Origin of the sequence: uncultured Roseovarius sp. (assembly GCF_913054395.1) — a bacterium.
In the GTDB taxonomy this organism is placed as follows: Bacteria; Pseudomonadota; Alphaproteobacteria; order Rhodobacterales; family Rhodobacteraceae; genus Roseovarius.
Genome location: NZ_CAJXIP010000006.1, coordinates 12481 through 27487 on the forward strand (window position 1 = coordinate 12481; position 15007 = coordinate 27487).

A 15007-nucleotide genomic window follows, 5' to 3' on the forward strand; every position below is an offset into this window, starting at 1 on the left:
GACGTTGAACTTAGGCTATGGCGGGCGGGCTTTCTAGGGGGAACATCATCCGCGCTGGCGCATTCCCCCATCCTCGCCGAGCGCCGCGTCTGCGGAGTATGAGTATTTGGAGAAAGATGAAAACCTCCGGCCCTGACTTTCATCTTTCCCCAAATACTCAATTCCGGCCTCTCAGCCGTTGGCACGGTCCTTGTCTCGTGTGGCCATCACGTCGCGCCCCAGGTGAAGCGTGTAGGCCTCAAGCTCGTGCAGCGCTTCTTGCGCCGCATCGGGCGCGCGGGCCTCAAGGGCGTCGGCGATGCGCGTATGCAGCGCGACGATCGCCTCGCGCGAGCGGGCGGTGAAGGTAATCATGTTCATCAGCGGCTGCATCGCTTCGACTGCGCCTGCAAGCTGATAGGACAGCACCGGGTTGCCCGCGCCATCGACCAGGGCCCGGTGAAAGGCCACGTCAGAGGCGCAAAAGGTTTCGTCGCTTAGCCCCGGTTGCGCCTGTCGGTGGATTTCGGCGCGCATCGTGGCCAGGATATCGGCGGTGCGCCGGGCGGCCGAAAGCGGCGTGCAGGCGCGTTCCAGCGCATAGCGCGCCTCGCAGGCGACATCAAAGCTGATGCCGTTCATCGACAGCAGGAGCGTGGCGGTGGTGATCTGTTGGCCATAGGCCTCTTCATAGCTGAGCCGGTTCACGAAGGCCCCGCCAAAAGCGCCCCGCTGGGTGCGGATCAGCGATTGCGCCGCCAGCCGTTTGAGCGCCTCGCGCACGGTCGGGCGCGACACGTTGAACTGATCGGCAAGCTCGGCCTCCGAGGGCAGGCGTTCATCGACGATCATATCGCCGCTGACAATTGCGTCGCGGATCGCCTTGGCGATCTGTGCCGAAAGGTCGGCCTTGTTATCGGGATCAATTTTCATTTGTCATACATTTAATTGTCTGACATTTTAAATGCAAGACATGATTCGCAGGGGGAGGCGATGTTTTCAACGCAGGTAAGGCGGATGACGGGGGGGCACTGGCTGGCGCTGTTCGGCCTGATCGCCCTCGCCTGGGTGTTGCTGTACGCGATGGCCCTGCCGCAGGCCCTGCGGGCCGGGGCGGTAACCTATGGCGGGGATTTCCTGGCCAGCCTGTGCATCGTCACCCCTGATGCCGCCGGGTTCTGGCGCATAACGCTGATGTGGGCGCTGATGTCGGCGGCGATGATGGCGCCCACGGCGCTGCCGGCTTTCGCCACCTATGACGACCTCTCGCATACCGGCCAGACCCGGTTTGCCGTGCTGGTTGCGGGCTATATAACGGTCTGGCTGGGGTTCTCGGTGCTGGCGGCGGGCGCGCAGATGGTGCTGTTCCTGGCCGGGCTGGTCAGCGCCTTTGGCGACAGCAGGTCGGGCATCCTCTCGGCGGGGCTTTTGGCCGTCGCGGGGCTTTATCAGTTCAGCCCGGCAAAAGAGGCCTGCCTTTCGAAATGCCGCCGCCCGCTGGCGTTCTTCATGCAGTATTGGGACGAGGGCGCCTGGCGCAATGGCGTGCGCCTCGGCCTTGTGTGCCTGGGCTGTTGCTGGGCGCTGATGATGCTGGCCTTTGTGGGCGGCGTGATGAACATCGCCTTCATGGGCGTGGCGACGCTGATCATGGTGCTGGAAAAGCTGCCGGATCTCGGACGCTGGCTGACACGGCCACTTGGCATCGCGCTTTTGGCGGGGGCGGCATGGGTATTATTGACGTCACTATAATCTGGAGGAGGCCGTAAAATGGCGTTGGACGAATTGGGCACGGTGCCCTGGACCATCAAGGGGGAGTTGATCCTCAACTGTAACTGCACGGTCTTTTGCCCCTGCGTCGTGAGCCTTGGCAAACACCCGCCCACCGAGGGCTATTGCCAGGCCTGGGCCGGTGTGCGGATCGACGAGGGCCAGTATGGCGATCTCGACCTGAGCGGGCTCAATGTCGGGTTGATGCTGGAAATCCCCGGCCTGATGGGGCGCGGCAACTGGAAGGTCGCCGCCTATATCGACGAGCGCGCCGATGATGCGACCTATGAGGCGCTGATCAATATCTTCAGCGGCAAGGCGCGTGGCACCACGGGGCTGTTCAGCGCGCTGGTCAGCGAATTCCTTGGCGCCGAGCGTGCGCCGGTGGTCTTTGAGACCGAGGGCAAGGCCCGCCGCCTGATGGTCGGCAAGAAGATCCAGGGCGAGGTGGTCCCGGTCGAGGGCCACAAGGGCGATGATATCGTCGTGACCAACACAGAGTACTGGATGGGGCCGGATATCACCGTTGCCACCGCCACCAAGGGCCGCGTGCGCGCCTTTGGCCGGGTCTGGGATTTTGATGGCCGCAGCGCCGAAATCTGTCAGATTGATTGGAAAGGCCCCCGCTGATGGCGCTGATCTCTCCCTCGCGCCGGTTGCGCCGCACGCCGTTTTCCGACGGCGTGGAGGCGGCGGGCGTCAAGGCCTATACGGTCTATAATCACATGCTGCTTCCGACGGTGTTTCGCAGCGTGGAAGAGGATTACCGTCACCTCAAGGAGGCGGTGCAGATCTGGGATGTGGCCTGCGAGCGTCAGATCGAACTGCGCGGCCCGGATGCGGCGAGGCTGATGCAGATGCTGACCCCGCGCGATCTTCGGGGTATGACGCCGGGGCAGTGCTATTACGTGCCCATCGTCGATGAAACCGGCGGCATGCTCAACGATCCGGTGGCGGTCAAGCTGGCCGAGGATCGCTGGTGGATCTCGATTGCCGACAGTGACCTGCTTTACTGGGTCAAGGCGACGGCGCATGGCTGGCGGCTTGATGTTCTGGTGGATGAGCCGGATGTAAGCCCGCTGGCCATTCAGGGGCCCAGGGCGGATGACCTCATGGCGCGGGTGTTTGGCGATGGCGTGCGCGATATCCGGTTTTTCCGTTATGGCATCTTTGAGTTTCAGGGCCGCGACATGGTCATTGCGCGCTCGGGCTATTCCAAGCAGGGCGGGTTCGAGATTTATGTCGAGGGCAGCGATATCGGCATGCCGCTCTGGCATGCGCTGATGGAGGCGGGCAGGGATCTTGACGTGCATGCAGGGTGCCCAAACCTGATCGAGCGGATCGAGGGCGGGTTGCTGAGCTATGGCAATGACATGACCGATGACAACACGCCGCATGAATGCGGGCTGGGCAAGTTCTGCAACACCCATACCGCGATCGGATGCGTCGGGCGGGATGCCTTGCTTCGGGTGGCCAAGGAAGGCCCGGTGCAGCAAATCCGCGCGCTGGAAATCGACGGCCCCAAGGTGCCCGGATGCGATCGGTGGTGGGGGGTGACGGCGAATGGCAAACGGGTCGGGCGTGTCAGCTCTGCGGCCTGGTCGCCGGATTTCGCCACCAACGCGGCGATTGGCATGATCCGCATGACCCATTGGGATCCGGGGACCGAAGTGACGGTCGAGGCGCCCGACGGGCCGCGCAGGGCGCGGGTGCGCGACACATTCTGGGCCTGAGCGCCCTGAGACTCCTGCAGGACTGAGGGGCGCTGCCCCTCAGACACCCCGGGATACTTGTAGCAAGAAGAAGCAGGGCGCGGGCTCTGCCGGAAAGGGAAAAGCGACATGTTCAACGCATTGGTTGTCAACAAGGACGAAGAAAGCGGCAAGACGAGCGCCGCAGTCACGCAGATCGGGCTTGATGATCTGCCACACGCCGAGGTGACCGTGGCGGTCGATTATTCCACGGTGAATTACAAGGACGGGCTTTGCATCGGGCCGGGCGGCGGCCTGGTGCGCAAGTATCCGCATGTTCCGGGCATCGATTTTGCCGGCACCGTCGAGGAGAGTGCCGACGACCGCTACAAGCCCGGCGACAAGGTTGTTCTGACCGGCTGGCGTGTGGGCGAGGCCCATTGGGGCGGCTATTCGCAAAAGGCGCGGGTCAGGGCCGATTGGCTGGTGCCGCTGCCCGAGGGGCTTAGCACCCGTCAGGCAATGGCGGTCGGCACGGCGGGGTTTACCGCGATGCTGGCGGTAATGGCGCTTGAGGATCACGGGCTGACGCCCGGGCATGGGCCGGTTCTTGTGACCGGCGCCGCAGGGGGTGTCGGCTCTGTGGCGACGGCGATCCTGGCGCATCTTGGGCATGAGGTGGCGGCCGTCACCGGGCGCCCTGAGACCGAAGAGTATCTGCGCGGGCTGGGCGCAACGCAGATCGTCGCGCGTGAAGAGATCAACGAGACCGTCAAGCGCCCGCTTGAGGCAGAGACCTGGACCGGCTGTGTCGATGCCGTGGGCGGTGCCATGCTGGCGCGGGTTCTGGGGCAGATGAAATACGGCGCCTCGGTTGCCGCGGTCGGCCTGGCGGGCGGTGCGGGCCTGCCTGCTTCGGTGGTGCCGTTCCTGCTGCGTGGTGTGAACCTTTTGGGCATCGATTCCGTGATGCAGCCCTATGCCAACCGTCTGCGTGCCTGGGAGCGGATTGCAAAGGATCTGCCGATGGACAAGCTTGAGGCAATGGTTCAGCCGGCGACCCTTGGCGACCTGCCGACCCTTGGCGATGCGATCCTCAAGGGGCAGGTCAAGGGACGGGTTGTCGTTGACGTAAACGCCTGAGGCTTGTCAAGCTGCTTGCCCGCCGTTAGCCATGGCGGGCAAGGAGGCCTTTTGATGCTGGATCAGACAGAAATCACCATCAGGTTGGCGCGCGACGAAGATTTCGACGCGCTCTGGCCGATTCTGCGCGGCGTGATCCGGGCGGGCGATACCTATACCATCGACCCCGGCCTGACGCGCGAGGCGGTGCTCGATCTGTGGATGCGTGCGCCGCGTGCCACCTATGTGGCCGAGAGCGACGGCGAGATTCTTGGCACCTATTACATCAAGACCAATCAGCCGGGCGGCGGCGCGCATGTGTGCAACTGTGGCTATATGGTGGCGCCTGCCGCACGGGGGCGCGGGATCGCACGCGCGATGTGCCTTGCCTCGCAGGAGCAGGCCCGTGCCATGGGCTATCTGGCGATGCAGTTCAATTTCGTGGTGGCGACCAACCTTGGCGCGATCGGCCTTTGGCAAAGCCTTGGATTTGAAACCGTGGGCCGCCTGCCGCGTGCCTTTGCACATCCCGATCAGGGGCTGGTCGATGCGCTGGTAATGTACAAGTGGCTGGGCGACGGGGCAGGGTGATCCTCCGAGATCCGCGCGACCGCCGCTGAGCCCCAATTCCCCTATGACAAAAGAGCAACGCGCCGGATCGCGGTGCCGCCGGCCCGATGTCGGGCGGGAAGGGCGCGTGATATGGGAAATGATGGTACCGGGTACGCGGTTTGGCCGGGGTAAAACGAATCACCTTGGCGTGACCGCCTTTGTTTCTTGATTTTTTGGCAGTAAATCCGAGGGTCAGGCGGCATTGCGGGTCGAGGTTTGACCCATTTTGATGTTCCTGTTCGGATTTTGTGGGAAATTAAGGGAAAGAATTTCGAGTGGGTGGTATGACGCTTATATTGTGCTCATGAGGTATTTTGGCACTATATAGGGTGCCTTCAATCCAGAATGTCACCACATCATCTTGTTTTTAAAGGGCTTCGACAACAAGGTCTGGTGTCTCTTTGGTTAGAAAAACGTTGCGTCCCATGAATTCCCAATGTACCAATGATTACACGATGAGGACGGGATCAAATAGGGGCGCTCAAGACCCCGAAACACACTCCCAAGTCAGGTTTCATACAGGCACCCCGCTTTCATCGACACAGAGATCCGGCGCGCGAGCGAGCAGACATCCCCCCAGGTGGCGCGCGCAGCTGGACACCCCGCTCAGCGGGACGAGGGCGGCGGGTTGATCAGTGGCAGCAGATCAACCCGCCGTTTCGTGTCTGAGGGGCCGAATATTTCAACGGGGCTAACATAGGGGCCAACGGTACAGTGGGTCGCAGATTCAGAGGTGAAGGCCACCACAAGGTTGATGCAAAGGGCAGGGTGTCTATCCCGGCCCCGTTTCGCCGCGTGATCGAGGCCTCTGATCCGAACTGGACCGAAGGTTTGAACCCCGAGCTTGTCATCGTCTACGGCGATCACCGCCGCAGCTTTCTTGAGTGCTACACCATCGAGGCCATCGAAGAGGTCGATGACCAGATTGATGCGATGCCGCGCGGCTCGATCGAGCGCAAGATGTTGCAGCGCCTGTTTCACGGGCAAAGCTTTCCCACCAGTGTGGACGAGACCGGACGCCTTGTGCTGCCGGCCAAGCTTCGCAAGAAGATCGGGCTTGAGAACGAGGCGTTCTTTATTGCCGCGGGCGACACTTTTCAGATCTGGAAGCCTGAAACCTATGAGCAGGAAGAGCTGTTGAAAACCGAGAGCTGGCTGGATGAGTTGCCCGAGGATTTCGACCCGCTTATCCTGTTGGATCGTGCGAAAGGGGCGTAAAGTCATGGCACCTGCGGCCCCCCCGAATGATCCTGCCCCGCATATTCCGGTTCTGTTGCGTCCTCTTCTGGCGGCGGTGGCGCCGGTTTCCGGGGTCTGGCTTGACGGTACGCTTGGCGCCGGGGGCTATGCCCGTGGCTTGCTTGAGGCGGGTGCGGATCAGGTGATTGGCGTTGACCGTGACCCGCTCGCCCTTGAAATGGCAGAGGTCTGGGGCGCAGGGTATGGCGAGCGTCTGCGTCTGGTGCAGGGCAATTTTTCCAGACTCGACGAATATGGTGAAAACCTGAGCGGCGTCGTGCTTGATCTTGGCGTCTCCTCGATGCAGCTTGATCAATCCGAGCGCGGCTTTTCCTTCATGCGCGACGGGCCGCTTGACATGCGGATGAGTCAGGACGGTCCCACCGCCGCCGATCTGGTCAATACCGCCGATGAGGGCGACCTGGCCGATATCCTGTATCTCTACGGTGAAGAGCGCGCCAGCCGCCGCATTGCCCGCAACATCCTGCGCGCCCGCGAGCAGGCGCCGATTGAAACGACGCTGCAACTTGCGGGGATCATTGAAAAGTCATTGCCCCGCTCAAAGCCAAATCAGGCCCATCCTGCGACCCGCAGCTTTCAGGCGATCCGGATTGCGGTGAATGATGAATACGGCGAATTGCTTGCCGGTCTCGAGGCCGCTGAACGCGCGCTTGCCCCCGGCGGGCAACTGGCGGTGGTGACCTTTCACTCGATCGAGGACCGCATGGTCAAGCGCTTCATGCAGGACCGCTCTGGCGGCGGCGGTGGCGGAAGCCGTCACGCCCCCGAAGTTGCGCGTTCCGAGCCGCAGTTCATCCTCAAGACCCGCAAGGCGATTGGCCCCGATCCGCAGGAACTTGCGGAAAACCCGCGCTCGCGCAGTGCCAAGCTGCGGGTGGCGATCCGCACCGAGGCCCCGGCGGGACAGACCGACCGCAAGGCCATTGGCATGCCGACCCTGAAAGGGGGACACTGATGCGTAGCTTTTTCTGTGCCCTGACCGCTCTTGTCGTGATCGGGCTGGCCTTTTGGGCCTACCGCGAGAATTACCGCACGCAAGAGGCGCAAAGCCGAACCCAGACCCTGCAATACGAGATTGGCGAGGCGCGCCAGCGTCTGCGTGTGCTCAACGCGGAATGGGCCTATCTGAACCGGCCCGTGCGCCTGATGGACCTGGTCGAGATCAATTACGACAAGCTTGGCCTTTTGCCGCTTCAACCCTATCAGTTCGGCAAGATTGATCAGGTCGCCTATCCCGCGCCGCCGCTTTTGCCGATCACCGATCCCGTGGATGTCTCGAACTCGGAGCAACAGCCATGATCCGCACCCCCCTGCGCCCACTGGCCCGCATTCTTGAGGCCCGCAATCGCGGCGAAAACCCTGATGCCATCGAACGCGAGAACATCCGCCTGCGCCACGAGGAAATGCGCGACCGCGCGCGGCGCCGTGCCGAGGGGCGGCTTTTGGTGCTGGCGGTGATGTTTTTCTGTGCTTTCGGTGTCGTTGGCGGACGGATGGCGGTGTTGGCGGGCTCTGAACCGGCCGAACCGCGCACAAGCGTGGCCGGTGCGCAAATTCAGGCACAGCGCGCCGATATCGTCGATCGCGAGGGGCGCATTCTTGCGACCAATTTCGACACCCACAGCCTTTATGCCCAGCCCCAGCAGATGATCGACCCTGAACATGCCGCCGAAAAGCTGGCAGAGATTTTCCCCGATCTCAAGCAAGACGACCTGCTCAGGGATTTCACCGGCAAGCGCAAGTTCCTCTGGATCAAGCGCAAGCTGAGCCCCGAGCAAAAGCAGGCGGTGCATGACATCGGCGAGCCCGGCCTGTTGTTCGGGCCGCGCGAAATGCGGCTTTACCCCAACGGTCGTCTGGCGGCGCATGTGCTTGGCGGCGCCGGGTTCGGCCGCGAAGGCGTTCATGCCGCCGAGGTGATCGGCGTTGCCGGGATCGAGCGGTTTTACGACGAACGCCTGCGCGACCCGGCACGCGCGCACGAGCCGCTGACACTTTCGCTTGATCTGTCGGTCCAGGCCGCGATGGAGCGGGTGCTTTATGGCGGCATGAAAATCATGAACGCCAAGGGCGCCGCCGGCATCCTGATGGATGTGCACACTGGCGAGGTGGTCGCCGTCGCCTCGCTTCCCGATTTTGACCCCAATGACCGCCCCGCGCCCCCGGTTTCGGGACGCCCGAGCGACAGCCCGCTGTTCAACCGCGCCGTGCAGGGCGTGTACGAGCTTGGCAGCACCTTCAAGACTTTCGCCGTGGCTCAGGCGATGGAGCTTGGACTGGTCTCGCCGGACACGATGATCGACACCAAGAGCCCGATGACCTGGGGCCGCTTCAAGATCCGTGATTTCCACAATTACGGCCCGGAATTGAGTGTAAGCAAGGTGATCGTCAAATCCTCGAACGTGGGCACGGCGCGTATAGCGATGGAAATCGGCGCGACCCGTCAGCGGGCGTTTCTTGAGCAGCTTGGCTTTATGGAGCCGTCGCCGCTTGAGATTTCCGAGGCCGCGCGCAGTCAGCCGCTGCTGCCGAAAAACTGGTCGGAACTCTCGACCATGACGATCTCCTATGGTCATGGCCTTTCGACGACGCCGATGCATCTGGCCGCGGCCTATGCCACGATTGCCAATGGCGGACGCCGGGTGACGCCGACCTTGCTGCGCACCAAGGACGCTGCACCGGGGCCGCGCGTGGTTTCGACCCAAACCGCCGCCGCGATCCGCAAGATGCTGCGCGAGGTGGTGACCGATGGTACCGCCTCCCTTGGCGAGGTTGCCGGCTATGCGGTCGGCGGCAAGACCGGCACCGCCGACAAGCCCAAGGAAAACGGCGGCGGCTATCACAAGGACAAGGTGATCGCGACCTTCGCCAGCATTTTCCCGGCGCATGATCCGAAATATGTGCTGGTCGTAAGCCTTGATGAACCGGTCGAGACCTCGGGCGACGAACCGCGCCGCACCGCCGGTTGGACTGCGGTGCCGATTGCCGCCGAGATCATCCGTCGCGTGGCGCCGCTCATGGGGCTGCGTCCCGAGATTGAACCCAGTGAATTGGCTGCTATAAGGCAGACATCCAATTAGGCCAGAACAGGGCAGCGCGCGGTGGGGCATATACGATCATTGGCAGAGCTTGGCCTGACCGCGCAGGGCGGGCGGCAGGCACAGATTACCGGGTTGAGTGTCGATAGCCGCACGGTGCGGACCGGCACGCTTTTCGCGGCCCTGCCGGGCACGCGGGTGCATGGTGCGGAGTTTATCAAATATGCCCTGCGGATGGGGGCCGGGGCGATCCTGACGGATTCGCAGGGCGCGCGCATCGCGCAGGATGAGCTTGCCGTAAGCGACGCGGCCCTGATCGTTGCCCAGGACCCGCGCCAGACATTGGCCTATGCCGCCGCCCTCTGGTTCGGTGCGCAGCCCGAAACCATGATCGCGGTGACCGGCACCAACGGCAAGACATCCGTCGCCACCTTTACCCGCCAGATCTGGCAGGGGCTTGGCTTTGAGGCGGTCAACCTTGGCACCACCGGCGTCGAGGGCGCCTATAGCGCGCCGATGACCCACACGACGCCGGAACCGATCACCCTGCACCGGCTTTTGGCGGACTGCGAGGCGGCGGGCGTGACCCATGCCGCGATGGAGGCCTCAAGCCACGGTCTTGCGCAGCGCCGCCTTGACGGGGTGCGCCTTGCGGCGGCGGGGTTCACCAACTTCACTCAGGATCACCTGGATTATCACGCCAGCTTTGACGAGTATTTCGCCGCCAAGGCCGGTCTCTTCGCCCGCGTTCTGCCTGAAGAGGGCGTGGCGGTGATCAATGTCGACGATCTGCGCGGCATTGACATGGCCGAGATCGCCGCCGACCGTGGTCAGGATATCATCACCGTGGGGCGCCGCGATGGCGCCGATCTTCGGCTTCTGGCACAGCGCTTTGATGCCACCGGTCAGGTGCTTCGCTTTGACTGGGAAGGGCATGTGCACCAACTCCGGCTTGACCTGATCGGCGGGTTTCAGGCGGAAAACGTTCTTTTGGCGGCGGGGCTTGCGATTGGTGCGGGCGCCGATGCCGAGCGGGTGTTCGAGACCCTGCCGGGCATGAAAACCGTGCGGGGCCGGATGCAGCTTGCGGCGACGCGCGAAAATGGTGCGGCGGTGTTTGTCGATTTCGCCCATACCCCCGATGCGGTGGCGACCGCGATCAAGGCGCTGCGCCCGCATGTGATGGGGCGGCTGATTGCCATAGTCGGGGCCGGCGGCGACCGCGACAGCGCCAAGCGCCCGCTGATGGGCAAGGCGGCGGCTGACACTGCCGACGACGTGATCGTGACCGATGACAACCCGCGCTCGGAAGACCCTGCCGCAATCCGCGCGGCGGTTATGCAGGGCTGTCCCGGCGCGCTGGAGGTGGGCGATCGCGCGCTGGCGATCCTGCGCGGGGTAGATGCCCTTGGGCCCGGCGATGCGTTGTTGATTTGCGGCAAGGGACACGAGACCGGCCAGACCGTGGGCGATGATGTGCTGCCCTTCGATGATGTCGAGCAGGCCAGCGTTGTCGTCACGGCACTTGACGGGGGCCTCGCGTGACGCTCTGGACCAGCGCCGGGGCCGCCGCCGCCACCGGCGGGCGCGCCATCGGTGACTGGCAGGCAAACGGCGTCTCGATTGATACACGCACCTTGCAGGCGGGCGATCTGTTCGTCGCTCTCAAGGCCGCGCGCGATGGTCATGACTTTGTCGCGCAGGCGCTTGCCAGCGGTGCCGTCGCCGCCTTGGTCAGCCATGTGCCCGAGGGGGTTGCGGCGGATGCGCCGCTTTTGATTGTCGATGACGTTCTGGCGGGGCTTGAGGCGCTTGGCCGCGCGGCACGCGCCCGCACGGGCGCGCGGGTCGTGGCGGTTACCGGTTCTGTCGGTAAGACCTCGACCAAGGAAATGCTGCGCGATGTCCTTTCGGCACAGGGCCGAACCCATGCCGCCGAGGCCAGCTACAACAACCACTGGGGCGTGCCACTTACTTTGGCGCGCATGCCGGTCGAGACCGAATTCGCGGTCATCGAGATCGGCATGAACCACCCCGGCGAAATTGCGCCGCTGGCGCGCTTGGCGCGCCCGCATGTGGCGATGATCACCACCGTCGCCGCCGCCCATCTTGAGGCGTTTGAGAGTATCGAGGGGATCGCCCACGAAAAGGCCGCGATCTTCGAGGGTCTGGAACCGGGCGGGGTTGCGGTGATCAATGCCGACCTTGCGACCACGCCGATCCTGATATCGGCGGCGCAGGCGCGTGGCGCAGAGATCGTGACCTTTGGCAAGGCGGGAGATGCAGCCCGTTTGGGGCAGGCGACCCTCACGGATGACCGCACCGTGGTTCAGGCCGAGGTCAACGGCGTTACGACCCTGTTCAAGATCAACAGCGCGGGGCGGCATTTCGCGATGAACGGGCTTGGCGTCCTGCTTGCGGTGGCGGCGCTTGGTGGCGATGGCGACATGGCCCCGCTTGACCTTGGCCGCTGGAGCCCGCCCGCCGGGCGCGGCACCCGCGAGACGCTGGCGCTTGATCCGGCAGATGAGGATCTGACGCTTGACATGATCGACGATGCGTTCAACGCCAATCCAACCTCGATGGCCGCAGCTCTTGAGGTGCTGGCGGCCGCCACCCCGCGCGACGGGGTGGGGCGGGTGTCCAAGGGGCGCCGGATCGCCATTCTGGGGGATATGCTTGAACTTGGCCCCGACGAGATCGCGCTTCATGCGGGTCTTGCGGAGTTGCCCGAGATCGCCCTGATCGACGAAATACATTGCGTCGGGCCGCGCATGCGCGCCCTCTGGGAGGCCCTGCCCGAGACCCGGCGCGGGAAATGGCGCGAGACGGCACAAGAACTGGCAGATCAGGCCCATCGCGTGATAGACGCGGGCGATGTCGTGTTGATCAAGGGCTCCAAGGGGAGCCGGGTCAGCCTTGTGGTCGATGCGTTGCGACGCGCGGGCCGTGGTGCGGAAAAAGGAAACAGGTAATGCTATATTGGTTGACCATCTGGTCGGATGGCGGAGATTTCTTCAACCTTTTCCGGTATATTACCTTCCGCGCGGGCGGGGCCTTCATGACGGCCCTGATCTTTGGGTTCATCTTTGGTCCGCCGTTGATCAACGTGTTGCGCCGCCGTCAGGGCAAGGGGCAGCCCATTCGCAGCGACGGACCGGAAAGCCATTTCGCCAAGTCGGGCACGCCGACCATGGGCGGCCTGCTGATCGTGGGCGCGCTTGTGACTTCGACACTGTTCTGGGCGCGACTTGATAATCCCTATGTCTGGCTGGTGCTCTTCGTGACGCTTGCCTTTGGCCTGATCGGTTTTGCGGATGATTATGCCAAGGTCAGCAAGCAGAACGTGTCGGGCGTGTCGGGCAAGGTCCGCCTTGGGCTTGGCTTTCTGATCGCCGGTGTGGCCGCCTATTGGGCAAGCTATCATCATCCCGGAGAGCTTCAGTTTCAGCTCGCCCTGCCGGTATTCAAGGATGTGCTGCTTAACATGGGCATCTTCTTTATTCCCTTCGCGATGTTCGTGATCGTGGGGGCGGCCAATGCGGTCAACCTGACCGACGGGCTTGACGGGCTGGCGATCATGCCGGTGATGATCGCCTCAAGCGCGCTTGGCATCATCGCCTATGCCGTGGGCCGGGTCGATTTCACCGATTACCTTGGCCTGCATTACGTTCCGGGCACCGGGGAAATCCTTGTTTTCGTGGCCGGGCTTGTCGGTGGGGGCCTCGGGTTCCTGTGGTACAATGCGCCACCTGCGGCGGTGTTCATGGGGGATACCGGATCGCTCGCGCTTGGCGGCGCATTAGGGGCGATCGCGGTCGCCACCAAGCACGAGCTTGTGCTTGGCATCGTCGGGGGCCTTTTCGTGGTCGAAGCACTGAGCGTGATCATCCAGGTGCTTTATTTCAAGCGCACCGGCAAGCGGGTGTTCCTGATGGCGCCGATTCACCATCATTACGAAAAGAAGGGCTGGGCCGAACCGCAGATCGTGATCCGCTTCTGGATCATCGCGCTTATCCTGGCAATGGTCGGCCTGGCGACCCTGAAGCTGCGCTGAGGCGCCTGCGAGGGCTCTGGTCAAGCGCGGGTATCTGCGCTAGCGATTGGACCGGTCTGAATGAGGGGCGGGCGGCATGATACCAGTCAGAGGATTCGAGGGCGCGCGGGTTGGCGTGCTTGGGCTTGGGCGATCGGGCCTGTCGGCGGCGCGGGCGCTGCGTGCGGGCGGCGCGGTGCCGGTCTGTTGGGATGACAACCCCGAGGCGCGCGACAAAGCCGGGACCGAAGGCTTCGAGATCACCGAGCTTTCGCATCCGCGTGCCTTTGAGGATATCGCCTGCCTGATCGTCAGCCCCGGAATTCCGCACCTTTACCCTGCCCCCAACAAGGTGGTTGCCATCGCCCAGGAGGCGGGCGTGCCCGTCGACAACGATATCGGGCTGTTTTTCCGCTCGCTGGCCCTGCCGGAATGGAGCAGTTTCGACGTTGCGCCGCGGGTGATTGCGGTGACCGGGAGCAATGGCAAGTCCACGACCTCGGCGCTGATCCATCATCTGTTGCTTGAGGCGGGCAAACCGGCGCAGCTTGCCGGGAATATTGGGCGCGGGGTGCTTGATCTTGATCCGCCGGGGGACGGCGGAATCGTGGTTCTTGAACTGTCGAGCTATCAGACCGACCTCGCGCGGGCGCTGACACCGGATGTGGCGGTGTTCACCAATTTCTCGGCCGATCATCTTGAGCGCCACGGCGGGCTTGGTGGGTATTTCGCCGCCAAGCGACGGCTCTTTGCCGAGGGCGGGCCGGACAGGGCCATCATCGGGGTGGACGAGGCCGAGGGCCGGTATCTTGCCGGGCAGCTCAGCGAGGGGCCAGCCGACGACCGGGTGATCCGGGTATCGGTCGAGCGCAGGCTTTCCGGTCCCGGCTGGACCGTGGGCGCGCGCAAGGGGTTTCTGAGCGAATATCGCAAGGGCAGGCAGGTGGGGTCGATTGATTTGCGCAATGTGCCCGGCCTGCCGGGGGCGCATAACCATCAGAACGCCTGTGCCGCCTATGCCGCCTGTCGCACGCTCGGGCTTGCGCCGCGGGTCATTGAGCAGGGCTTTGCCACATTCGCGGGCCTGCCGCACCGCAGTCAGAGAATTGCCGAAAAGGATGGCGTGATCTTCGTCAATGACAGCAAGGCAACCAATGTTGACAGCGCGCTCAAGGCCTTGCAGGCCTTCGCGAGTATTCGCTGGATCTGTGGCGGGCTCGAGAAAGAGGGCGGCCTTGCCGCGCTTGCCCCCGGCCTCGCGCATGTGCGCAAGGCCTATGTGATCGGGCGCGAGGCGGCGCATTTCGCACTTCAGCTTGAGGGGGTCGAGGCCGAGATCTGCACCGACATGGCGCAGGCGGTTCAAAGCGCGATGGCAGAGGCCGAACCCGGCGATGTGGTGCTTTTGGCCCCGGCTGCCGCGAGTTTTGATCAATATGACAATTTCGAGCAGCGCGGCGAGGATTTCATGGCCGAGGTCCGGCGACGGCTTTGAGTGG

The 15007-nt window shown here is 63.6% G+C and carries 14 protein-coding genes; 13 read left to right on the forward strand and 1 reads right to left on the reverse strand.

The window, feature by feature from the left end:
* Positions 1 to 171: 171 nt before the first annotated feature.
* Complete coding sequence (locus QZ522_RS01560; RefSeq protein WP_294606744.1) at positions 172 to 912, reverse strand: FadR/GntR family transcriptional regulator; 741 nt, start codon at positions 910 to 912, stop codon at positions 172 to 174.
* Positions 913 to 996: 84 nt separating this feature from the next.
* Here QZ522_RS01560 and QZ522_RS01565 point away from each other — a divergent pair, with 84 nt between their 5' ends.
* The 13 genes from QZ522_RS01565 (at position 997) to murD (ending at position 15003) form a co-directional block, all read left to right on the forward strand.
* Entirely contained in the window at positions 997 to 1731 is a 735-nt protein-coding gene (locus QZ522_RS01565) for a DUF2182 domain-containing protein (RefSeq protein ID WP_294606806.1), read from the forward strand.
* An 18-nt stretch (positions 1732 to 1749) separates the two neighbouring features.
* A complete protein-coding gene (locus QZ522_RS01570) occupies positions 1750 to 2379 on the forward strand; it encodes a DUF1326 domain-containing protein (protein WP_294606746.1) in 630 nt (209 codons plus the stop codon).
* A complete protein-coding gene (locus QZ522_RS01575; RefSeq protein ID WP_294606748.1) occupies positions 2379 to 3482 on the forward strand; it encodes a dimethylsulfoniopropionate demethylase in 1104 nt (367 codons plus the stop codon). Before QZ522_RS01570 ends, QZ522_RS01575 begins: the two co-directional genes overlap by 1 nt.
* A gap of 108 nt (positions 3483 to 3590) precedes the next feature.
* Entirely contained in the window at positions 3591 to 4583 is a 993-nt protein-coding gene (gene acuI / locus QZ522_RS01580) for an acryloyl-CoA reductase (RefSeq protein ID WP_294606750.1), read from the forward strand.
* A gap of 54 nt (positions 4584 to 4637) precedes the next feature.
* A complete protein-coding gene (locus QZ522_RS01585) occupies positions 4638 to 5153 on the forward strand; it encodes an N-acetyltransferase (protein WP_294606752.1) in 516 nt (171 codons plus the stop codon).
* A gap of 735 nt (positions 5154 to 5888) precedes the next feature.
* Entirely contained in the window at positions 5889 to 6392 is a 504-nt protein-coding gene (mraZ, locus tag QZ522_RS01590; protein WP_294606754.1) for a division/cell wall cluster transcriptional repressor MraZ, read from the forward strand.
* 4 nt (positions 6393 to 6396) lie between these two features.
* Complete coding sequence (gene rsmH, locus QZ522_RS01595; protein ID WP_294606756.1) at positions 6397 to 7389, forward strand: 16S rRNA (cytosine(1402)-N(4))-methyltransferase RsmH; 993 nt, start codon at positions 6397 to 6399, stop codon at positions 7387 to 7389.
* A complete protein-coding gene (locus tag QZ522_RS01600) occupies positions 7389 to 7733 on the forward strand; it encodes a cell division protein FtsL (RefSeq protein WP_294606758.1) in 345 nt (114 codons plus the stop codon). The genes rsmH and QZ522_RS01600 overlap by 1 nt, the downstream gene beginning before the upstream one ends.
* Positions 7730 to 9514: a penicillin-binding protein 2 gene (locus QZ522_RS01605; RefSeq protein WP_294606760.1), complete on the forward strand. Its 1785-nt coding sequence runs from the start codon at positions 7730 to 7732 to the stop codon at positions 9512 to 9514. The genes QZ522_RS01600 and QZ522_RS01605 overlap by 4 nt, the downstream gene beginning before the upstream one ends.
* A gap of 21 nt (positions 9515 to 9535) precedes the next feature.
* Positions 9536 to 11017: a UDP-N-acetylmuramoyl-L-alanyl-D-glutamate--2,6-diaminopimelate ligase gene (locus QZ522_RS01610; protein WP_294606762.1), complete on the forward strand. Its 1482-nt coding sequence runs from the start codon at positions 9536 to 9538 to the stop codon at positions 11015 to 11017.
* Positions 11014 to 12447, forward strand: coding sequence for a UDP-N-acetylmuramoyl-tripeptide--D-alanyl-D-alanine ligase (murF, locus tag QZ522_RS01615; RefSeq protein ID WP_294606764.1), 1434 nt, complete (start codon positions 11014 to 11016; stop codon positions 12445 to 12447). The genes QZ522_RS01610 and murF overlap by 4 nt, the downstream gene beginning before the upstream one ends.
* Positions 12447 to 13529 (forward strand): phospho-N-acetylmuramoyl-pentapeptide-transferase, encoded by a 1083-nt coding sequence (mraY, locus tag QZ522_RS01620; RefSeq protein ID WP_294606766.1) that lies wholly within the window; start codon positions 12447 to 12449, stop codon positions 13527 to 13529. The genes murF and mraY overlap by 1 nt, the downstream gene beginning before the upstream one ends.
* Before the next feature lie 76 nt (positions 13530 to 13605).
* Complete coding sequence (gene murD, locus QZ522_RS01625) at positions 13606 to 15003, forward strand: UDP-N-acetylmuramoyl-L-alanine--D-glutamate ligase (protein ID WP_294606768.1); 1398 nt, start codon at positions 13606 to 13608, stop codon at positions 15001 to 15003.
* Positions 15004 to 15007: the final 4 nt, after the last annotated feature.